Source organism: Paraglaciecola sp. MB-3u-78, from assembly GCF_002835935.1.
Classification (GTDB): Bacteria; Pseudomonadota; Gammaproteobacteria; order Enterobacterales; family Alteromonadaceae; genus Paraglaciecola.
Map to the genome: position 1 here is coordinate 369,447 of NZ_PJCF01000006.1, position 21,095 is coordinate 390,541.

Annotated in this window: 17 protein-coding genes, 2 tRNA genes, 1 rRNA gene and 1 pseudogene; 13 read left to right on the top strand and 8 right to left on the bottom strand. The window is 40.7% G+C overall.

Annotated features, from left to right (window positions below):
* The first annotated feature begins 103 nt into the window (after positions 1–103).
* Complete coding sequence (yihA, locus tag CXF95_RS15955) at positions 104–712, top strand: ribosome biogenesis GTP-binding protein YihA/YsxC (protein ID WP_101199618.1); 609 nt, start codon at positions 104–106, stop codon at positions 710–712.
* A gap of 619 nt (positions 713–1,331) precedes the next feature.
* On the opposite strand, the gene polA is transcribed toward yihA, so the two are convergent.
* Positions 1,332–4,082, bottom strand: a complete 2,751-nt coding sequence (gene polA / locus CXF95_RS15960) for a DNA polymerase I (RefSeq protein WP_101199619.1) — start codon at positions 4,080–4,082, stop codon at positions 1,332–1,334.
* A 722-nt stretch (positions 4,083–4,804) separates the two neighbouring features.
* Here polA and CXF95_RS15965 point away from each other — a divergent pair.
* A complete protein-coding gene (locus tag CXF95_RS15965; RefSeq protein ID WP_101199620.1) occupies positions 4,805–6,256 on the top strand; it encodes a TrkH family potassium uptake protein in 1,452 nt (483 codons plus the stop codon).
* A gap of 72 nt (positions 6,257–6,328) precedes the next feature.
* On the opposite strand, the pseudogene CXF95_RS15970 reads toward CXF95_RS15965, so the two are convergent.
* From CXF95_RS15970 to def, 6 genes and pseudogenes are all read right to left on the bottom strand, one after another.
* Positions 6,329–7,075, bottom strand: a pseudogene (locus CXF95_RS15970) (complement resistance protein TraT).
* A gap of 64 nt (positions 7,076–7,139) precedes the next feature.
* Positions 7,140–7,445 carry a hypothetical protein gene (locus tag CXF95_RS30750; protein ID WP_369809324.1) on the bottom strand — a complete coding sequence of 102 codons (306 nt, stop codon included), beginning with the start codon at positions 7,443–7,445 and terminating at the stop codon, positions 7,140–7,142.
* 258 nt (positions 7,446–7,703) lie between these two features.
* Positions 7,704–9,083: a Trk system potassium transporter TrkA gene (gene trkA / locus CXF95_RS15980; protein ID WP_101199621.1), complete on the bottom strand. Its 1,380-nt coding sequence runs from the start codon at positions 9,081–9,083 to the stop codon at positions 7,704–7,706.
* 107 nt (positions 9,084–9,190) lie between these two features.
* Positions 9,191–10,486 carry a 16S rRNA (cytosine(967)-C(5))-methyltransferase RsmB gene (rsmB, locus tag CXF95_RS15985; protein ID WP_101199622.1) on the bottom strand — a complete coding sequence of 432 codons (1,296 nt, stop codon included), beginning with the start codon at positions 10,484–10,486 and terminating at the stop codon, positions 9,191–9,193.
* Between the two features lie 10 nt (positions 10,487–10,496).
* On the bottom strand, positions 10,497–11,441 hold the full coding sequence (fmt, locus tag CXF95_RS15990) for a methionyl-tRNA formyltransferase (RefSeq protein ID WP_101200086.1): 945 nt from the start codon (positions 11,439–11,441) through the stop codon (positions 10,497–10,499).
* Positions 11,442–11,448: 7 nt separating this feature from the next.
* Positions 11,449–11,958, bottom strand: a complete 510-nt coding sequence (def, locus tag CXF95_RS15995; protein WP_101199623.1) for a peptide deformylase — start codon at positions 11,956–11,958, stop codon at positions 11,449–11,451.
* Positions 11,959–12,206: 248 nt separating this feature from the next.
* Here def and CXF95_RS16000 point away from each other — a divergent pair, with 248 nt between their 5' ends.
* The 8 genes from CXF95_RS16000 (at position 12,207) to CXF95_RS16035 (ending at position 18,122) form a co-directional block, all read left to right on the top strand.
* Positions 12,207–13,238, top strand: coding sequence for a LysM peptidoglycan-binding domain-containing protein (locus CXF95_RS16000; protein ID WP_232787880.1), 1,032 nt, complete (start codon positions 12,207–12,209; stop codon positions 13,236–13,238).
* 33 nt (positions 13,239–13,271) lie between these two features.
* Positions 13,272–14,408, top strand: coding sequence for a DNA-processing protein DprA (gene dprA / locus CXF95_RS16005; protein ID WP_101199625.1), 1,137 nt, complete (start codon positions 13,272–13,274; stop codon positions 14,406–14,408).
* A gap of 1 nt (position 14,409) precedes the next feature.
* Positions 14,410–14,886 (top strand): DUF494 family protein, encoded by a 477-nt coding sequence (locus tag CXF95_RS16010; RefSeq protein WP_101199626.1) that lies wholly within the window; start codon positions 14,410–14,412, stop codon positions 14,884–14,886.
* Between the two features lie 38 nt (positions 14,887–14,924).
* A complete protein-coding gene (locus CXF95_RS16015) occupies positions 14,925–15,485 on the top strand; it encodes a type I DNA topoisomerase (RefSeq protein ID WP_101199627.1) in 561 nt (186 codons plus the stop codon).
* Between the two features lie 73 nt (positions 15,486–15,558).
* Entirely contained in the window at positions 15,559–16,131 is a 573-nt protein-coding gene (locus CXF95_RS16020) for a Sua5/YciO/YrdC/YwlC family protein (RefSeq protein WP_101199628.1), read from the top strand.
* A gap of 4 nt (positions 16,132–16,135) precedes the next feature.
* Positions 16,136–17,056 carry an oxygen-dependent coproporphyrinogen oxidase gene (gene hemF / locus CXF95_RS16025; protein WP_101199629.1) on the top strand — a complete coding sequence of 307 codons (921 nt, stop codon included), beginning with the start codon at positions 16,136–16,138 and terminating at the stop codon, positions 17,054–17,056.
* Positions 17,044–17,874 (top strand): shikimate dehydrogenase, encoded by an 831-nt coding sequence (gene aroE, locus CXF95_RS16030; protein ID WP_369809316.1) that lies wholly within the window; start codon positions 17,044–17,046, stop codon positions 17,872–17,874. Before hemF ends, aroE begins: the two co-directional genes overlap by 13 nt.
* Positions 17,871–18,122, top strand: a complete 252-nt coding sequence (locus CXF95_RS16035) for a DUF1488 domain-containing protein (protein ID WP_232787881.1) — start codon at positions 17,871–17,873, stop codon at positions 18,120–18,122. Before aroE ends, CXF95_RS16035 begins: the two co-directional genes overlap by 4 nt.
* 2 nt (positions 18,123–18,124) lie before the next feature.
* On the opposite strand, the gene CXF95_RS16040 is transcribed toward CXF95_RS16035, so the two are convergent.
* On the bottom strand, positions 18,125–18,661 hold the full coding sequence (locus CXF95_RS16040) for a gamma carbonic anhydrase family protein (RefSeq protein WP_101199630.1): 537 nt from the start codon (positions 18,659–18,661) through the stop codon (positions 18,125–18,127).
* Between the two features lie 463 nt (positions 18,662–19,124).
* On the opposite strand from CXF95_RS16040, the gene CXF95_RS16045 reads away from it, so the two are divergent.
* The 3 genes from CXF95_RS16045 to CXF95_RS16055 all read left to right on the top strand — a co-directional run bounded on the left by CXF95_RS16045 (position 19,125) and on the right by CXF95_RS16055 (position 20,970).
* Positions 19,125–20,661 (top strand): 16S ribosomal RNA (locus CXF95_RS16045).
* 132 nt (positions 20,662–20,793) lie between these two features.
* A tRNA-Ala gene (locus CXF95_RS16050) sits at positions 20,794–20,869 on the top strand.
* A gap of 24 nt (positions 20,870–20,893) precedes the next feature.
* Positions 20,894–20,970: transfer RNA gene (locus CXF95_RS16055), tRNA-Ile, on the top strand.
* The last annotated feature ends 125 nt before the right edge of the window (positions 20,971–21,095 follow it).

The following is a 21,095-nucleotide window of genomic DNA, read 5'->3' on the forward strand; positions in this document are numbered from 1 at the left end:
TGTGTTTTTATCTGATTTTAAAGAGCACAGTGATTCTCCTTTTCCCTGATATAATGATCAGAATTATGATAAAAACAGTTTTGTAGAGTTTTCAGGAGTAAGTGTGAGTCATTATAGTCAAGCAAAGTTTAGTATCAGCGCCCCTGATATTACGCACCTAGGACCAGACGAAGGTATAGAAATTGCTTTTGCCGGTCGTTCAAATGCCGGCAAGTCCAGCGCGTTAAACAAATTAACTCGGCAAAAAGGGTTGGCACGAACTAGCAAAACGCCGGGTCGGACACAATTGATCAATGTGTTTCAGCTAGATGGAAACCGGCGGTTAATAGACCTGCCGGGCTATGGGTATGCAAAAGTACCCATAGCTATAAAAAAGAAATGGCAAAAATCTTTGGGTGAATATTTACAAAAAAGAGAGAGCATTAAAGGACTAGTAGTATTGATGGACATTCGTCACCCCTTTAAAGACTTAGATCAAGACTTAATACATTGGGCAGTCGCTGCAGATTTACCTGTACTTGCGCTTCTCACTAAAGCTGACAAATTTAAATCTGGTAAACGTAAAAATCAGCTAATGATGGCCCGAGAAGCGGCGCTGGCTTTTTGTGGGGATGTAACTGTTGATGTTTTTTCGTCCCTGAGTGGCATTGGACTGGAAAATTTGCAATTAAAGCTAGATGGCTGGTATGGCTATGAAAAGAATATTATTTAATTTATAAACGGTCAAAACAAATTTTTAGGACAAAGCAAAGACGAAATATATAAAAACTGAATGATAAACAATCCAATATTTCAAAATAGTTTTTTCTTTCATTATTTTAGGCAAAAAAAAACCCATTAAAAAATGGGGTAAAACACATAGAGACACACATAAACTATAAATAAGAGCCTAGCAAAAACATAAAGTTCAAAATAATTTTATTTTTTTGAGATAAAAAAAACCGGCATTGACCGAGGTTTAAGCAACGGTTAGAAATATCTGACCTCTACGCACAGAGTTTATTCAAAAAGTACCTTTAAGCCAAGTTTGTTTTGTAATTTAAGCGCTCGATTGAATAATATACTCATACCACCTCAAAATGTCGGATTCAGCGGGAGTCTAAAGCGGTTTAGTCGAGGCGGCTATTTGTAGGCTTAGTAATCTAAGTCAAAAATGGCCAACGCAGAATAAATCGCTTTAAAACCCGACCGAAGGGAACGACTGGGGCACTCCACTTCTTCGTTGAGTCAATTCAGAAGGTGGCCAACATTCAGTCATTGACGCGCCTTAAATTGAAGCGCCCCAGTCGTTCTGAATCACACATTTTGAGGTGATATGGGTATAGATAAGCTTAGTGGGCTTCATCCCAGTTTTCTCCAACCCCTGCTTCAACAATGAGTGGGACATCGAGCTGCACCGCTTGCTCCATTAGCGAAATAATTTTGTTTTTATATTCGGTTAACTTATGTTCTTTAATTTCAAAAACCAGTTCGTCATGCACTTGCATGATCATACGCACATCATCAATAGGTAACGTTTCAATCCAGTCATCCACCGCTAACATAGCTTTTTTGATGATGTCAGCTGCCGTTCCTTGCATAGGTGCATTTATCGCCGCGCGTTCTGCGCCTTTTCTGCGCATACCATTACTGGCATTAATTTCGGGTAAGTATAAACGCCTACCAAAAACAGTCGAAACATAACCTTTCTCTTTGGCAACCTGTCGCGTGTCTTCCATATAAGTTAATACCGATGGATAACGTTCAAAATACAAATCCATATATTTTTGTGCATCGTAACGGGAGATATTGAGTTGTTTGGATAAACCAAATGCAGACATACCGTAGATTAAACCAAAGTTGATGGCTTTAGCATTTCTACGTTGTTCAATACTGACCTCTTTAAGTGGGGTATCGAACACTTCTGAAGCCGTTGCAGTATGGATATCTTGTCCAGTAGCAAATGCATTCAATAAGCCCTTGTCGTTTGATAAATGTGCCATAATCCGTAATTCAATTTGTGAATAATCAGCGGCAACAATTTTATAACCTTCTCTGGCTATGAACGCTTGTCTAATTCGTCGTCCTTCTTCAGTTCGAATAGGAATGTTTTGTAGATTGGGCTCTGTAGATGACAATCGACCTGTTGCCGTAATCGCTTGATGATAAGAGGTGTGTACCCTGCCTGTTCGAGCATTTATCATCTTTGGAAGTTTATCTGTATATGTATTTTTTAACTTACTCAAACCTCGGTATTCCATCAACAATTTGGGCAGTGGGTAATTGATGGCTAATTCCTGTAAAACTTCTTCAGCAGTTGAGGGGGCGCCTTTTGGGGTTTTCTTTAGAACGGGTAAATCCATTTTATTATAGAGGATTTCCTGCAATTGTTTCGGTGAGCCTAAATTAAACTCTTCACCAGCTAGTTCATGAACCTCTTTTTCCAATTCTAAAATACGTACTGCTAAGTCTTGGCTTTGTTGCGCAAGCTTTTGGCTATCGATGAGTACGCCGAATTGTTCCATTTTTGCTAACACTGGGGATAGTGGTAGTTCTATTTGCTTAAAAACATTCACTAAGTCTTTTTCTTCACTTAATTTTTGCCAAAGAACCTTGTGTAACTGTAACGTTATGTCTGCATCTTCGGCCGCATAAGGAGTTGCTTTATCCAGTGGAATTTGATTAAAGGTTATTTGTTTAGCGCCTTTTCCGGCAACATCTTCAAAGTGAATAGTTGTTTGACCCAGGTAGGTTTCTGCCAAACTATCCATATCGTGACGGGTGGCAACACTATTCAACACGTAAGATTCAAGCATTGTATCGAACGCGATGCCTTGTAAATTGATATCGTAATTGGCCAGCACGTTTTTATCATACTTAAGATGTTGTCCTACTTTTTTGATTGCAGGGTTTTCTAGAAGTGGTTTAAGTGACGCTAATACTTGAGCTCGGTCTAATTGGTCTGGTGCATCCAAATAATCATGAGCAACAGGTAAGTAAGCCGCTTCGCCTGCGGACACAGAAAATGATACGCCTACCAATTCGGCATCCATATAATTTAAGCTGGTCGTTTCGGTATCAAACGCAAATAAATCAGCAGTTCTTAGTTTGTCTAACCAAATATCAAAGTCATTTTGGGTTAAGATTGTGTGGTAATTGCCAGATGCAGATACTTGTTCGTTCGGCTCTTTTGATGCAGTATTTTCCACTGTAGCTGTTTGCTTTACTTTTTGTTGGGTTTCTGTCAACAAACGTTTCAATTCAAACTGGGTACTCAAAGTAATTAATTTATCAAAATCGACTGCAGTTGCTTTAATGTCTTGTACGTTTTCGGGCAAATCCACGTCCAATCTGATCGTGGCCAATTCGTACGATAACGGAAGGTGACTAAGTGCGTTACGCAAATGTTCGCCAACTTTCCCTTTTACATTGTCGGCGTTGGCCATTACTTGTTTAAGAGTGCCGTGTTCAGCCAGCCACTTAGCTGCTGTTTTAGGTCCACACTTGTCGACACCAGGAATATTATCTACTTTGTCACCCATCAGAGCTAAATAGTCGATTATTTGATCGGGTCTTACAGCAAATTTTTCTTCTACACCCGCTTCGTCCATCTCGACATTTGTCATGGTATTGATTAACCGAACATGAGGTGTAACAAGTTGCGCCATATCTTTATCGCCGGTAGAAATGACGGTTTCCATTCCTAGTTTAGATGCTTGGTTAGCCAGTGTACCAATCACATCATCCGCTTCTACACCTTCAATAACCAACAACGGTAGTCCCATTGCTTGGATAATATCATGTAAAGGTGCAATTTGTGTTCGAAGATCGTCTGGCATTGGTGGGCGATTGGCTTTATATTCTGCATACATCTCGTTGCGAAAGGTTTTCCCTTTGGCATCAAATACCACCACTATATTTCCACTCGGATAGTCCTTTTGTAGACTCTTTATCATATTCAACACACCCGTAATAGCACCTGTAGATTGGCCATAAGAGGTGGATAACGCTTGTAGATAAGGTACGTGGTAAGCTCTGAATAAATAAGATGAACCATCTACTAATACTAGAGGGTTGGAGGGTGATTTTGCTTCAGATGCCATAATAGGAGCCCATATTTTTATTTTAGAAGATTGTCAATTTGCGAGAATGTCATAAGTGCAGGTATTTATCATTAATCCAGAAGGAAATCTGTGGATAACTATGTAGATAATGTATTAGAAAATTCATTTATTGCTAATTATAAATACTTAGGAGTAATAAAAAAATCTTAATAAACATATATTTATAGTGAATAAAAAAACTCAACAAAGAAACGCTTTATGATAAGTGTTTTGTGGATAAGATTTTAACGTTAACTATAGTAACTTTAAAACCAGCGTAGAAGATACACACATGTTGAGCACTAGAAAAGAACATTTTTAAATTATTTCAGTTACATTTATGGATAAATATTGATAAAAAATTATAAGCCTTGATTTACCTATTCTGTAAGCATGTTTCATCAAAAATCCAACAAAAAATTGATGTGAATTATAGTTTGTAAGCGCTTGCAAACCAAATTGTAGGTTTTTATTTTTATCAAACAAGAATTGTTGTTCGCTTTTGTCGAAATATTTTCGATGGCATCGATCTTTCTGTTATCTTATTGATTGAAATACGTGAACGTAATTAAAAAGTCAGTTTTTGAATCAGGCTTTGGTTTTTAGCAAACAATAATGACAAAAAAATAGTGAATTAAATGATTTACTCAAAATTAAACTTCTTATCTCTCAACTTGGCAGTCGTGTTAAGTGACCGTTCTCTTTTGGGTCAAAACTGAGCCATGCAATATCGTACTATTATTCGGATATTAGGACTTCTTGTTGCTTTATTCAGTGTCACTATGATCCCTCCAGCAATTGTGTCCGTCATATATGCAGATGGCAGTGGTCTTCCATTTTTATTGGCATTTATTTTATGTTTAATTACGGGGTTAACCATTTGGTATCCCAATAGAAGTTATAGGAATGATTTAAGAGCCAAGGAAGGGTTCTTAATTGTAGTGCTATTCTGGACAGTTCTGGCCAGTTTTGCTGCATTACCATTTTTGTTGTTAGAACAGCCACAAATGTCTACTTCAGACGCCTTTTTTGAGTCTTTCTCTGGCCTGACAACAACGGGGGCTACCGTTATTGAAGGTATCGATTATTTGCCTAAGGCAATTCAGTATTATCGCCAGCAACTACAATGGCTGGGAGGGATGGGGATCATTGTGCTTGCAGTGGCAATCTTACCTATTTTAGGTGTGGGTGGCATGCAGTTATATCGGGCAGAAACGCCAGGCCCAGTAAAAGATTCTAAGATGACACCTAGAATAGCTGATACAGCGAAGCACCTCTGGTATATCTACTTATCTCTTACCATGGTTTGCGCCTTAGCTTTTTGGGTTGTGGGCATGAATTGGTTTGATGCCATTTGTCATGCATTTTCAACCATCGCTATCGGTGGGTTTAGTAACTATGATGCTAGTTTAGGCCATTTTAACAGTGTGGGCGTGAATATAGTTTGTGTCGTATTTCTATGGATTGCGGCATTGAACTTTGCCTTGCATTACGCTGCGGCTAGTGGACGTTCTTTAAAAGGCTACTTTTATGATCCTGAGCTAAAAGCCTTTTTTATCATTCAAATTAGTTTGGTGCTAATTTGTTTTATTGTGTTAATTCAATTTAGTTGGTTTTCCAATGCGGGAATAGCTTTTGACCAGGCCTTGATTCAATCTGTTTCTATCAGTACAACAGCTGGTTTCACCACTACCGATTTCTCTAATTGGCCTGTGTTTTTGCCTATCATGCTAATTTTCTCAAGCTTTATTGGTGGATGTGCAGGCTCGACCGGGGGCGGCCTAAAAGTTATTCGAGTATTTTTGTTATATTTACAAGGCAAAAGGGAAGTTGACCGGTTAATCCACCCTAAAGCGGTTTACTCTGTGAAATTAGGTGAAAGAGCTTTACCGGACAGAGTTGTCGAAGCAGTGTGGGGGTTCTTTTCAGCCTATGCCATGATTTTTGTGATTATTATGGTTGGCTTAATCGCTACAGGAATGGACGACGTAACAGCCTTTAGCGCAACGGCAGCAACTCTCAATAATTTGGGACCTGGTTTAGGGGAAGTGGCTGCTACCTACGCTGATGTGTCTGATAGCGGAAAGTGGTTGTTAATAATAGCTATGCTCTTCGGTAGATTAGAAGTGTTTTCATTATTAGTGCTATTTTCACCTACTTTTTGGCGGAGTTAATGATTTATTCTGATATTAAAGGGCATAAAAAAAAGCAACTAAGTGCTGTTTTTTTATGCCCTTTTTATGTGGTTAGAAAAACGACGCCATTGCGTAGGCCGTTTTAGTAAACATAAGAGGTTGAGCTTCTTCGAGTTCTAAATTGGCTTTATTAGCCGTTGTGACGACTCGAGTACGATATTCCTTACGGTTACTTACCTCTGACATGGTCTGCGTAGAAGCCCCGTCATCTGAAATTTTAGCGTTAATTTTTGAGTCTTTACGCACGATTACACCTTTAGCTGCTTTTTCTTTTATCTGTATATCTGCGACTAATAAAAAAGTTACGTCTTTAACGATTGCATTGGCTGTTGTTGATACTAAGCCACCAATAATTCCCCCGGCTGCTGCATTTCGATAACCCCCTCACGTTGCATAACTAAGAGCTGCACCAGTAGAGACACCTTCAAAGCCATTCTTTAAATAGTTACTCGCAGCTGATGGTGATGCTTTTTCTAAATTACGAACAAACACACTCATACTATATTGCGCATCTGTAGGGCTATCGACCAGAGAATAACCATTACCACTACTCGTGATTTGCTCGCTAAGCGCTGTTCTAAAAGCATTGCGATCGAACTCTTGCACAGCTGAACGAACTTCTAGCTAAATTTTTCTTTTTTCAGGAGGGACAGGATCTACAAAAATAGAGGTGCTGAGTTTAGTTTGGACATCTAAGTCCTTTTTTGCGATTGATGTATGAAGCGCCGCACAACCAGATAAAATAAGCGCGGTGACAGCAATCACAGTAATCTTAAGTTGGTATATCCTTTGAGTCATGATGTTTTCCATTTTTTATGGGTTATATTTTTGTATTTTATCGCAACAGCGAAAAAACACCCTGTCAGTAATAATACCGACCGTGATATCGATGGTAATAACGGCAGTTACGATATTGTGTCCAGTTATAGCGAAGTAAGTCTCGACAAGTATACCCAGCTCGCCAATGAGCCCCTGAGTACTCGGGTGGGGTAACGTTTTTAGCCAGCATATTTTTAATATAAGCATCCACCTCTTTGGGCTTCTCTGCCAAAAAGGGTTTAGACATAACTTCTTGATTAAGTTGAGCTTGCATGCGAGCCAGTGCCTCTTCTTCTGAATCTTCTTGCTGAGCAAAAGAAAAGGAAGATATTACAACCGAGCAAAATATGCCAAAAGTGTACAAAAGATGCTTGTATGAGAGGGGGCTAATATATGTTTTTGCAACGTTATTGAAAATGTATCGGTTCATAGCTTTCATCCCTAAAAGTTCAATATTACATTTAGACTGAATTTCACTGTTATGTAAATTATTTAATGTAGTACAAGATCATAGCCTTGAAAAGCTATGATTTTGCACTAAATGATTTAAATTCGTACGAATTGGTGTGGTTTTATACAGCTGCAAGCGCAAAGTAAATATTGATTGTTAGCCAAAAAAGAATGCACTGGGTTGAAATAGTTTCTCTACGTGACTAACAAACTTCTTATCAACTAAAAAAAGAATAACGTGGTCGTTGGCTTCAATTTTTGTGTCTCCGTGGGCAATGATCACTTCTTCGCTGCGGACTATGGCACCTATGGTGGTGCCGGGAGGAAGTTTTATTTCGCGGATTTCGCGTCCAACTACCTTAGATGTGTTTCGATCTCCATGGGCGATGGCTTCAATGGCTTCTGCAGCCCCTCTTCTAAGTGAGTAAACGTTTACTATATCTCCTCGTCTTATATGAGTGAGAAGTGCAGAGATGGTCGCCTGTTGTGGAGAGAAAGCAATATCAATTTCGCCACCTTGGACTAAATCCACATAGGCCCCACGTTGGATCAGTACCATGGCCTTTTGGGCACCAAGCCGTTTGGCTAACATAGCTGACATTATGTTAGCTTCGTCATCGTTAGTGACGGCGATAAAAGCGTCAACTTGTTCGACATTTTCTTCAGTTAATAACTCATGATCTGAAGCGTCACCAGCAAAGACAATGGTTTTATCTAAGTGTGCAGACAGATATTTAGCTCTTTCTGGGTTGAACTCAATTAATTTTACATTGTGATTGTGCTCTAGCATTTTGGCTAGACCAGCTCCAATTAATCCTCCCCCTGCAATCATAATCCGCTTGTAGCTAGACTCTAACTTTTGCAGTTCACTCATAACTGCACGAATGTGTTTAGTCGCTGCAATAAAAAACACTTCGTCATCAGCTTCAATGATGGTCGTGCCAAGGGGACGAATAGGCTTGCCTCGCCTATAAATAGCTGCCACACGTGTTTCAACGTTAGGGATATGTTCTTTTAGGGTTGAAAGGGCATGACCGACCAATAAACCGCCGTAATAGGCTTTAACCGCTACTAGACTGGCTTTGCCATCGGCAAATTCAACTACTTGTAATGCACCTGGATAATCTATCAGGCGTTTTATGGCCTTGGTAACTAGTTGTTCTGGGGCAATAAGATGATCAACCGGTACGTCTTGATGCTTAAACAATTGCTCTTGATAAATGATGTACTGTTCGGAGCGAACCCGGGCAATTTTTGTTGGTGTTTTGAATAGGCTATAAGCAACCTGACAAGCCATCATGTTACTTTCATCACTGTTGGTGACTGCAATTAGCATGTCGGCATCTTCTGCCCCTGCTTTTTTTAGCACATCTGGATGTGAGCCCATGCCTAGTACAACTTGCAAATCCAATCTGTCTTGTAGATGCCTTAGGGTATCTGGATCTGAATCAATGACGGTGATTTCATTTTTTTCACCGACCAAGTTTTCAGCTAAAGTGGCACCAACTTGACCTGCGCCAAGGATAATTATTTTCATTAGTGGTCTTTAAACCTTATTATTAGGGCGTGTTGGTCTTTCATATGTCAGCCGAGACTGAAGTCATTTATTTGGATAGCGACCCGAAGAGTTTTCCTCAAAACGCTTTAAGACTTTAGCAGTCTGGCATAATAGAAACCATCCATTTGTTGCTCTCCTGGCATAATCTGTTTGCCTGGTCTTTCATCAGTATCGTTGTAAAAAGTATTATCTAACAATGCGTTAGGGGTACGTGATAAAAAATCACTTATTTGTAAATGATTTTCTTCGGGCAAAACAGAACAAGTAGCATAAAGCATAGTTCCTCCCGGTTTAACAAGGGGCCATATGGCATCCAATATTTGTTTTTGTAGGTTTACTAGAACATCAATATCTTTGGTTTTACGTAACCACTTTATATCAGGGTGCCGACGAATAATACCAGTAGCAGAGCAAGGCGCATCAAGCAATACACGGTCGAATAGTTGCCCATCCCACCATTTCTCGGGCGTACTTGCGTCTCCAATTATAATATCGGCGTTGTGCCCTAGTCTGATCAAATTCTCTTCTATTCTTGAAGCCCGTTTTTCATTTATTTCCAAAGCAACAATTTTTGCTATTTTGGGTTGGTATTCAAGTAGATGACAAGTTTTACCTCCAGGCGCTGCGCAGCAATCTAATATAGATTCACCTTGTGCGGGCTTAAGGTAATAAGCTGCCAGTTGCGCCGCTCCATCTTGCACTGCAAACCACCCTTCATCAAAGCCAGGTAAGCTAGTTACGTCATAACCTTTTGATAGTATTAAGGCTTCAGAGTGATCGGGAGAAATTTTAAACTCGATATTGGCATTTTCTAGTGCTTCTACAAAATGTACTCGAGAAATTTTTCGAGTGTTAACTCTAAGCCAAATTGGCGCCTTAACCTGCATATTGGCCAGTAAATCAATAAAATCATCTTGATATTCGGCCTCAAGTTTCTTATATAACCATTTGGGTAAACCTGAAGCTATTTGTTTATTTGGCGCTGCTTGCTCGGACATTTCTTCTCTTATAAATGTACGTAAAATGGCATTAACTAATCCTTTCATGGCTAGGGTATTAAGTGGCTGACAAGCCGCCACTGTTTCAGACACCGCAGCATGTTGACTGACTCGGCTAAAAGACAATTGATAAAACCCTAACATGATCAATTGTTCAACAATCTTGTAGCGGTTTTTTAATGGTTTATCGAGCAACTGTCGCAGCCAAAACTGCAAAATAGGTAAATTGCGCAATACACCGTAAACCATTTCTTGTAGCCAAGCTTTGTCTTGTTCTTTATGGGGTAACTGGGCAAGAGGCAGACATTCCCTTGCGGATTGGCCTTCTTCTAAAATTTGATGCAGCACTTTAGCGGCATCTGCACGTAAATTGAAAGACTTCATGAAAAATAGTTCATATTAGAGAGTTACCTATTGAGAACCAATCGGCTCTGCCGTTTAACACATCGGCGGCTAACATTGGTTTCTTTCCAGGAAGTTGCAGCTTAGTGATGAGTAAACAATCATTGCCTGTTGCCACTAAAATTCCTTGTTTATCTGACTTAACAATTTGTCCCGCAGGAATATCAGGGTTTTCGCATTTAATCACAACAGATGAATACACTTTTATATTCGTGTCATTAAGGGTGAAAAATGCCACTGGCCAAGGATTAAAAGCGCGGATATTTCTTTCAAGTTGCTCGGCTGATAAATGCCAATCAATTTGAGCTTCTTCTTTTGAAAGTTTTTTTGCGTAACTGGCGAGTTTATCATCTTGGATTTGTGGTTGTATTTCAGCAAGTGTGGCCAAAGTTTCAAGTAGGGCCTTAGGGCCTATTTCGGCGAGCTTTTGATACAAGGTAGCGCTGGTATCTTCTTCGGAAATGGCGAGTGAATACTTAAATAACATAGCACCTGTATCTAATCCTTGGTCCATTTGCATAATAGTCACGCCAGTCTCGCTGTCCCCCGCCCATAATGATCGTTGGATAGGAGCTGCACCTCGCCATTTAGGCAATAAAGAACCATGTACATTGAGACAACCCAATTTGGGGGTGTTTAATATAGCCGTTGGTAGAATCAAACCATAAGCAACCACTATCATGATGTCTGCATCTAATTTAGCTAAAGCCAGTAGTTCATCTGTAGTTTTCAACGATTGCGGTTGAAAAACTGGGATTGAATGCTCAACCGCCAGTTGTTTTACTACACTAGCTTGTAACTTTTTACCCCTGCCAGCTGGACGGTCTGGTTGACTATAAACGGCAATGACATCGTGTTCTGAGTCAATCAGAGCTTGCAAATGTAATACCGCAAACTCAGGCGTCCCAGCAAATACTATTTTTAGCGGTTTATTCAATTGTGTTTTAGTCCCTTGCCGCAAGTCGGGTTTCTTTTTCTAACTTGGTTTTAATTCTCTGGCGTTTAAGTGGCGATAAATAATCCACAAATAATTTGCCTTTTAAATGATCTAACTCATGTTGAATACATATAGCCAATAAACCATCTGCATCCAAAGTGAAAGTTTCGCCTGATTTATCTAGTGCAGAAACAGTGATTTTTTCAGCTCGTTCCACCTGTGCATAATTATTCGGTACAGATAAACACCCCTCTTCGCTGACAGTTTTACCTTCTTTATGGGTGATTTCAGGGTTGATGAAAACCATAGGATCATCTTGATTTTCAGACACATCCATTACCACCAAGCGCTTATGCACATTAACTTGTGTTGCTGCTAAACCAATACCGTTTTCTTCACGCATAGTGTCGAACATATCGCTGATCAACGCGGTAATGGATTTATCAACATTTTCAATTTTTTTTGCTACTGTGCGCAATCTCTCATCGGGAAAGCGCAATACATCTAATATTGCCATTGTATTATTCTACTATAATGAGTTTCGGACTCAGGAACTAATATAACCAATAGTAACTTTACGCTACAGTGAGAGAGTTAGTATTGGTGTATTATTTATTATACGATCAAATAGAATTGACTATTTAATACGTTTCAAGCTGCGCTATTCTAGCGTAAATCGATCCAAAACATAATAGTCACTGCATCAAGGTGTATATAAGAATGACGAGCAATAAATTAATTAGGTCGCTAATACTGTTGGTACTCATGCCAGTATATAGCTTTGCAGACAGTATTTTAGTGAAAGACACTGCTCCTGAAGTTTATGTGGTAGAAAAAGGTGATACTTTGTGGGATATATCTAATATGTATTTAGATAAGCCTTGGCAATGGCCAGAGCTTTGGCGCACCAATATACATATCACTAATCCCCATCTTATTTATCCCGGTGACGAGTTACGTTTGGTTAAGAATGAAAAAGGTGAAACTGTACTTGATGTAGTGAGAGAGTCATCTAAGCCCGAAATAAAACTTTCTCCAGAGGGGAGTAAATCCCTCAAAGTACCAAATGCTATACCTGCATTGCCATGGTCAGTTATCAAACCCTATATTGAAAACGAGATGATTATGTCGCAACAGGCTTATGATCGTTATCCGTATATTTTAGGTGATCACGAGGGAGCAGTGCGTTATGCCACCGATAGCCTAGTGCTTGGAAAGGCTGCCCGTCGAAGTAAAGAGAACTTAAATATTGTAAGAAAACAAAATGAGTTATTCGATATGGACGGCAATTTTATAGGTTTACAGGTACGTCATTTGGCCAAAGCCAAGCTAGTAGATGCTGATTTAGACAATCAAGCACTGATTAAAATATTGGAAGCCAAACTTGAGGTTAAGCGTGGCGACAAAATCATTCCGGCAGTGACAACTGAACCGGATGAAGTTTTGCTTGTAGCCGCTCAAGATCAGACGGGTTACATCATTGATGACTTAGAGCAACATAACTTGTTGGGTAAATATAATGTGGTGGTGTTGGATCTTGGCTCTGACAAAGTTTCAGCAGGAACGATAATGGGCATATATAGTCAGGGACCAAGAATAATTGACGGTAAGCAACCCAAGTATGAAGGCGAATCTGAGATGATCCGTAGCGCCTTTAATCAAGGTGATGAAATTTCTCAGCCCGCTTTAAAGGTTGGGGAGGTTGTAATATTCAAAACTTTTGATACCGCAAGTTATGCTCTTATTACAAAATCAGCTAAAGTCATAAAGAGAGGGATGATAGTAGCTAAACCCTAGTCCTAGCAGGGGCTATCTATCTAGGGAAAAATTATGCAACAGGATGTTGATTTAGATAGTAGTGAAAGTGTCGAGCTTCAAAATTGGTTGAAGTTGACTCAGATTCCAAATTTCTCGGTCGCTAGCTTGAAAAAGTTAAAGCAAAAGTGCGATGTTGGGTTACCTGAATTATTTACTAAATCAAAAAATTCTCTAGCCGAAATGGGTTTTAATCACAAGCAAATTGAAGTAATACTGCATCCTGACATGAGTATTTTGGACGTTAGTTTGCGGTGGCTCAATACAGCGTACAACCGTTTTTTACTTCACTTCGATCATCCTTGTTACCCAAACTTACTCAAGCAGATTTCAAGCCCCCCTCCACTGATTTATGGTTATGGCAATCCCCAACATTTAAATAACTCCCAAATTGCAATAGTAGGAAGCAGAGCACCAAGCCCACAGGGCAAGGAAAATGCCAAATTTTTTGCTAGCCGTTTAAGCGAATGTGGTTGGACAATTACGAGTGGCTTAGCCCTTGGCATTGACGGGCTGTCCCATCAAGGCGCTCTTTTGGGAGATTTTACAACTATAGCTGTTTTGGGTACGGCTATTGATAAAATGTATCCCCGGCGTCATATCAAGTTAGCAGAGAGAATTTTGCAGTGTAATGGTGTGATTATTTCTGAATTTGCACCTAACACGCCAGGACGACCAGAATACTTTCCAAGACGAAATCGTATTATTAGTGGTTTGTCTATGGGTACTCTTATCGTTGAAGCTGCAATAAAGAGTGGCTCGTTAATTACTGCAAGATGCGCTTTAGAGCAAAACAGAGAAGTATTTGCACTTCCGGGAAATATTCACAGCCCCATGTCTGCTGGATGCCATCATTTGATTCAACAGGGGGCAAAATTGGTAACCTGTGTAGAAGATATTAATGAGGAATTTCAACATCTCATTTTACCTTCCCGAAACAAAAAAGTGGATAAATCGGAAAAAAACATGTCACAAAGCTTGGCATCAGACAAATTGTTAGATAGTGTAGATTTTGAAGTAACGCCATTAGATATAGTGGCCCAGCGCAGCGGCATAAAAGTAGCAGATGTAATGTCACAATTATTAGAATATGAATTGCGTGGCTTAGTGATCGCTGTTCCTGGCGGTTACCTTAAATTGGGGGAAAAGTAACATGTTCGATATCCTCATGTATTTATTTGAAAACTTTATCCATAGTGAAACTGAAATACGAGTCGATCAAGACGAGTTGACAGATGAGCTTGTAAGAGCTGGTTTTCATCACGACGAAATTTATAAAGCGCTTTCTTGGTTAGAAAAACTTGCCGCATTGCAAGAGACTGACATTAAACCTTATTTAGCTAAAGGGCCTACTTCCTTTGTTACACGTGTGTACACACAAGACGAAGAGATGCGTTTGGATGTCGAATGTCGTGGCTTTTTAATATTCCTCGAACAAATTAATGTACTGGATGCATCTACCCGAGAAATGGTGATTGATAGAGTGATGGAGATTGACTCCAAAGAATTCTGTCTAGAGGACATGAAATGGGTCGTTTTGATGGTGCTATTTAATGTACCAGGAAAAGAAAATGCTTATGCTCAGATGGAAGATTTATTGTTTGAAGAGCCGGAAGGGCCACTTCACTGATTGTTTCTTATCTATAAACTGTAAGAGTGATTCATTAAATGTCTAAGATTGATCACTCTCTGTTTTCAGCTAGTGGGTCTGAACAAGCCTTCGGTTCTTGTCCAAAATGCAACGCCAAATTAAACGTAAGACGAGGTAATACGGGTGCTTTCATTGGTTGTAGCCATTATCCAGAGTGTGACTTTTCAAAACCCCTACACGAATACGAAAATGCCGAGATAAAAACCATTGAGGGTTCTTCCTGCCCGTTATGCCAATCTCAGTTAGTCATTAAAAAGGGTCGCTTTGGGCTGTTTATAGGCTGTAGTGATTTTCCAGAATGTGATTATATTGAGTCGAACTCCAACAGCGAAGATACGCAACTAAGCTGCCCCTCATGTAAAAAAGGACATATCACTAAGCGTGCAAATAAGTTTGGCAAGTCATTTTATGCGTGTGATAATTACCCTAAATGTAAATATCTATTGAATTTTCCTCCTGTTGATTACCCATGTCCAGAATGCCATTGGCCGATTATGCAAGAGAAGAAAGGTAGCACTGTAACTGAACTTTTATGCCCACAAAAACAATGTCAATATAAAATTCCTAAACCACAATAACGCACGATACCGGCCTCCTTTGTATTGCGCTCTGAATTATATATCTCAGTTAAATAGGCTTATTTAGGATTACATGAAACTTCTATCAATAATTGAAGACTCAGAGTTTATCATTCAAACCTTGAAGCTAGGGGCGTTGATTGCTTACCCAACTGAGGCTGTGTTTGGACTTGGATGTGATCCAGACAATGAAGCTGCTGTGCATAAGGTATTGGCTTTGAAACAACGACCGGTTGATAAAGGCTTGATCCTTGTCGCCAAAACCTATTCACAGTTATTACCTTATGTTGATGATGCAAAGATCCCTATGCATAAACGCACTGAAATATTTTCTAGCTGGCCGGGTCCTGTGACATGGTTATTACCTGCTGCTAAACAAGCACCTAAATGGATTACTGGTGATAGTGATTTAATTGCAGTGCGGGTAAGCCACCACCTTGTTGTAAGTCAATTATGTAAGTTATTTGGCAAGCCTTTGATATCCACCAGTGCTAATGTATCTGGGGCAAAACCTGCCGTAAATACTGAACAATTATATCAACAATTCGATAAGACCTTATTATTAGTAGACGGTGCGTTAGGTGGGGAAAAGAAACCCAGCCAAATCCGTCATGGAATTTCTGGTCAAACCATAAGAGACAATTAGTTAGATGACAGCCGATTTATTACCAGATATAGAAAAAGTTAAACAGTACTTACTCAAGCTACAAGACAATATTTGCCAAACGTTAGAATTGGTAGATGGCAAAGGCAGTTTTGTCGAAGACAATTGGCAGCGTGAGCTTGGTGGAGGCGGTCGCTCTCGAGTGTTAACTGGCGGCAAACTTATTGAACAAGGCGGTGTTAACTTCTCCCATGTTTTTGGAGGAAAATTACCTGCATCTGCCACCGCTGCTCGACCTGAGCTTGCGGGCAGAAGCTTTCAAGCCGTGGGTGTGTCCTTGGTTATCCATCCTCATAATCCTTTTGTACCCACAACTCATGCCAATGTACGGTTTTTTATCGCCGAAAAACCTGGTGAAGAACCAGTTTGGTGGTTTGGTGGCGGATTTGACCTCACACCTTTTTATCCATTTCATGAAGATGTTGTGCATTGGCATACAGTTGCTAATAAACTTTGCGAGCCTTTCGGTGACAATGTCTATCCAGAATATAAAAAGTGGTGTGATGATTACTTTTATTTAAAACACCGGGACGAGACACGTGGTGTAGGTGGTCTATTTTTTGATGATTTGAATAAACAGGGGTTTGAAAAAAGCTTCAAATTTATGCAGGCAGTAGGCAACGGATTTTTAGAGGCTTATGTACCTATTGTGGAAAAACGTAAAGACATAACTTTTGGTAAAAAACAGCGTGATTTTCAACTGTATAGACGAGGTCGCTACGTAGAATTTAACCTAGTATACGACCGAGGCACATTATTTGGATTACAAACGGGTGGGCGGACCGAGTCAATATTGATGTCTATGCCACCACTGGTTCGATGGGAATATTGTTACGAGCCCGAGCTCGATAGTAAAGAAGCAGATTTATATGCTAATTACCTTCATCCAAGAGAATGGTTATCGTGAATAAATATACTGTATTCGGTAACCCAATAGCCCAGAGTAAGTCACCTACTATTCATTATATGTTTGCTGAACAAGCCAACTTAATTATCGAATATGATCGCACCGTTGCAACACCAGAAAACTTTATCCCGGCCCTGACCAATTTTTTTAATAATGCAAACGCAAAAGGTTGTAACGTCACTTCACCCTTTAAGGAGCAAGTGGCAAAGTGGGTAAATGACTTGTCCGCTGCTGCGAAAATTGCTGGAGCAGTTAATACCGTTATTAAAAAAGAAGATGGTACTTTTTTAGGTGATACCACTGATGGCTCAGGTTTAGTGCAAGATCTACTGCGCTTAGGTGTGCAAATTAAAGGTGCTCGAATTTTACTGTTAGGTGCTGGTGGTGCAGCTCGGGGAGTATTGCAATCCATCTTGGCCTTAGAGCCCGCTTGTTTGATAATTGCTAACCGAACAGAGGAAAAAGCAAAGCAGTTAGCTTCGTTGGTACCTAGGGATAATTTTGTTGGTGTTGGCCTTCATCAATTACTTGAGGTTCAACAACCTTTCGATCTAATCATTAATTCTACTTCTGCCAGTTTGACTGGAGAGTTACCTGCTATTCCTGAATCTGTAATTAGTAGCAGTGCTTGTGTATACGATATGAGTTATGCCGATAAACCAACTGTATTTCTGCAACACGCCCAAAAGCTAGGAGTACAAGACACCTTTGACGGTTTAGGTATGTTAGTTGGGCAGGCGGCAGAAAGTTTCTATTTGTGGACTGGTTTTCGTCCTGATGTATCGCCCGTTATAGATGAGCTAAAAAGTCATTTATGAATCAAGCTGTTCAAGTATTAGATGGTTGTACTTATATAGGTATAAAAGATGCACTTAAAGTAGATGTTATAGAGTCGGGTCAAATGCTAGCTTGTTATATCTGTGGATTAAGTGAAGAAGGGTTGACCGCACTCTATAATACCAAGCAGTTTGAAATAGAAGAAATCATCGAACTCAAACTTGAACAAGGTAACTTAAATTCAGACGGTGAAATATGGCTCACCGCTGAAGAAGTTTCTGCATACTGAATCTAACTAGACTCTTCAATGTATTCATCTTTAAGTTTTATGTAGTTTAATGCTGACTGTTTTAAAAAAGCTACTTCGCTTTCTTTTAATAGTCTAGCCTGTTGTGCAGGATTACCTTTATACAGATAACCACTTTTGAGTGTCTTATTTGGAGGCACTAATGTTCCTGCTCCAATCAGCACGTCATCTTCTACAATTGCACCATCCATGATAATCGCACCCATGCCAACTAGTATCCTGTCTCCCAAAGTACAACCATGCAACATACATTTATGACCTACTGTCACATCTGCACCTATGATAAGAGGAAAACCATTGGGATTGGCTTCACTGGTTCGAGATACATGTAAGACAGTGCCATCTTGTATATTGGTTCTAGCTCCTATCTTTATATAGTTAACATCACCTCTTGCAGCAACAAGTGGCCATATGCCTACATGGTCTGCACATTCAACGTTCCCGACTAACACTGATGATTCATCTATATAGCAATGTTGACCAATAATTGGATGTTTTGTTTTATATGTTCGAATAGCCATTTTTTATCCTGTTTAAGGTTATTTATATCGATGATACCAAAAACTCATAACTACTTTGCCCTCAAATCGCTAATTTAATGTGCGGTTTGTTCGCTTTGCGAGCAAACAAACGTTTATTTGCAAATAGGGGTTGCATGCAAAGTTGTTCTGTCTATAATGCGCCCTCGCTTCAAGGATGACCAGTTAGGTCAACCGCAACAAACTAGGTTTTTCAGTTTGTTGCATATACGGTAAACGTATAGTTGATGCGGGATGTAGCAAGATTTAATTAAAAAGAAAATAAATTAAATTGTTGACATCAAATGGGAACCGCGTATTATTCGCCTCCCGCTTAAGAGGGTCTACGGACAACCACTTAAGCCGCTAACGCAGTTAGCATGCTCTTTAACAATTAGAACAAGACAATCTGTGTGGACACTCACGAAGTGAGAGTTCACCAAAAAAAATTCATATTTTTAATATTTAATTGAAGAGTTTGATCATGGCTCAGATTGAACGCTGGCGGCAGGCCTAACACATGCAAGTCGAACGGAAACATGTCTAGCTTGCTAGATGATGTCGAGTGGCGGACGGGTGAGTAATACTTAGGAACATGCCTTTGGGTGGGGGATAACTATTGGAAACGATAGCTAATACCGCATAACGTCTACGGACCAAAGGGGGGAGCTTGCTCCTCTCGCCCAGAGAGTGGCCTAAGCGAGATTAGCTTGTTGGTGAGGTAAAGGCTCACCAAGGCGACGATCTCTAGCTGTTCTGAGAGGAAGATCAGCCACACTGGGACTGAGACACGGCCCAGACTCCTACGGGAGGCAGCAGTGGGGAATATTGCACAATGGGCGCAAGCCTGATGCAGCCATGCCGCGTGTGTGAAGAAGGCCTTCGGGTTGTAAAGCACTTTCAGTTGTGAGGAAAGCTTGGTGGTTAATACCCATCAGGTATGACGTTAGCAACAGAAGAAGGACCGGCTAACTCCGTGCCAGCAGCCGCGGTAATACGGAGGGTCCGAGCGTTAATCGGAATTACTGGGCGTAAAGCGCACGCAGGCGGTTTGTTAAGCTAGATGTGAAAGCCCCGGGCTCAACCTGGGAATAGCATTTAGAACTGGCAGACTAGAGTCTTGGAGAGGGGAGTGGAATTTCTGGTGTAGCGGTGAAATGCGTAGATATCAGAAGGAACATCAGTGGCGAAGGCGACTCCCTGGCCAAAGACTGACGCTCATGTGCGAAAGTGTGGGTAGCGAACAGGATTAGATACCCTGGTAGTCCACACCGTAAACGCTGTCTACTAGCTGTTTGTGGATTTAATCCGTGAGTAGCGAAGCTAACGCGATAAGTAGACCGCCTGGGGAGTACGGCCGCAAGGTTAAAACTCAAATGAATTGACGGGGGCCCGCACAAGCGGTGGAGCATGTGGTTTAATTCGATGCAACGCGAAGAACCTTACCTACTCTTGACATACTAGAAAGGCAGAAGAGATTTTGCTGTGCCTTCGGGAATCTAGATACAGGTGCTGCATGGCTGTCGTCAGCTCGTGTCGTGAGATGTTGGGTTAAGTCCCGCAACGAGCGCAACCCTTGTCCTTAGTTGCCAGCCTTAAGTTGGGCACTCTAAGGAGACTGCCGGTGACAAACCGGAGGAAGGTGGGGACGACGTCAAGTCATCATGGCCCTTACGAGTAGGGCTACACACGTGCTACAATGGCGAGTACAGAGGGAAGCGAACCTGCGAGGGTAAGCGGATCCCTTAAAGCTCGTCGTAGTCCGGATTGGAGTCTGCAACTCGACTCCATGAAGTCGGAATCGCTAGTAATCGCAAATCAGAATGTTGCGGTGAATACGTTCCCGGGCCTTGTACACACCGCCCGTCACACCATGGGAGTGGGTTGCAAAAGAAGTAGGTAGTCTAACCTTCGGGAGGACGCTTACCACTTTGTGATTCATGACTGGGGTGAAGTCGTAACAAGGTAACCCTAGGGGAACCTGGGGTTGGATCACCTCCTTACTATTACGGCGGACCTTGCTTCGTTGAGTGTTCACACAGATTGTTTTGTTTTGATGAAGAGAAACCGAGAGACTTTGTATTTATGAGTATTTTTGTTCGGGCCTAGGCTAGAGCGAAGTTACCAATATTTACGGGGCTATAGCTCAGCTGGGAGAGCGCCTGCCTTGCACGCAGGAGGTCAGCAGTTCGATCCTGCTTAGCTCCACCACTTATCTGGCCTAGTCAGAATAATAGGCTTGTAGCTCAGCTGGTTAGAGCGCACCCCTGATAAGGGTGAGGTCGGCAGTTCAAGTCTGCCCAAGCCTACCAACTCTTGGTTTTTAATAAGATTAAGTAACCTTAATCAATGCGTACTTATTAGTGTTCACTAGTCAGTGTTTATTGATTAAGGTTTTTTAAACCTTAATTGTAGCCAGCGTGTAACGCAGGTCACA

Coding starts and splice junctions, on each gene's coding strand:
- polA (WP_101199619.1), bottom strand. CDS start 4,082: ATGGCATCTGAAGCAAAATCACCCTCCAACCCTCTAGTATTAGTAGAT.
- CXF95_RS16000 (WP_232787880.1), top strand. CDS start 12,207: ATGCCAGTATATAGCTTTGCAGACAGTATTTTAGTGAAAGACACTGCT.
- aroE (WP_369809316.1), top strand. CDS start 17,044: ATGGTTATCGTGAATAAATATACTGTATTCGGTAACCCAATAGCCCAG.
- rsmB (WP_101199622.1), bottom strand. CDS start 10,486: ATGAAGTCTTTCAATTTACGTGCAGATGCCGCTAAAGTGCTGCATCAA.
- dprA (WP_101199625.1), top strand. CDS start 13,272: ATGCAACAGGATGTTGATTTAGATAGTAGTGAAAGTGTCGAGCTTCAA.
- CXF95_RS16010 (WP_101199626.1), top strand. CDS start 14,410: ATGTTCGATATCCTCATGTATTTATTTGAAAACTTTATCCATAGTGAA.
- def (WP_101199623.1), bottom strand. CDS start 11,958: ATGGCAATATTAGATGTATTGCGCTTTCCCGATGAGAGATTGCGCACA.
- hemF (WP_101199629.1), top strand. CDS start 16,136: ATGACAGCCGATTTATTACCAGATATAGAAAAAGTTAAACAGTACTTA.
- trkA (WP_101199621.1), bottom strand. CDS start 9,083: ATGAAAATAATTATCCTTGGCGCAGGTCAAGTTGGTGCCACTTTAGCT.
- CXF95_RS16020 (WP_101199628.1), top strand. CDS start 15,559: ATGAAACTTCTATCAATAATTGAAGACTCAGAGTTTATCATTCAAACC.
- CXF95_RS16035 (WP_232787881.1), top strand. CDS start 17,871: ATGAATCAAGCTGTTCAAGTATTAGATGGTTGTACTTATATAGGTATA.
- CXF95_RS16040 (WP_101199630.1), bottom strand. CDS start 18,661: ATGGCTATTCGAACATATAAAACAAAACATCCAATTATTGGTCAACAT.
- CXF95_RS15965 (WP_101199620.1), top strand. CDS start 4,805: ATGCAATATCGTACTATTATTCGGATATTAGGACTTCTTGTTGCTTTA.
- CXF95_RS16015 (WP_101199627.1), top strand. CDS start 14,925: ATGTCTAAGATTGATCACTCTCTGTTTTCAGCTAGTGGGTCTGAACAA.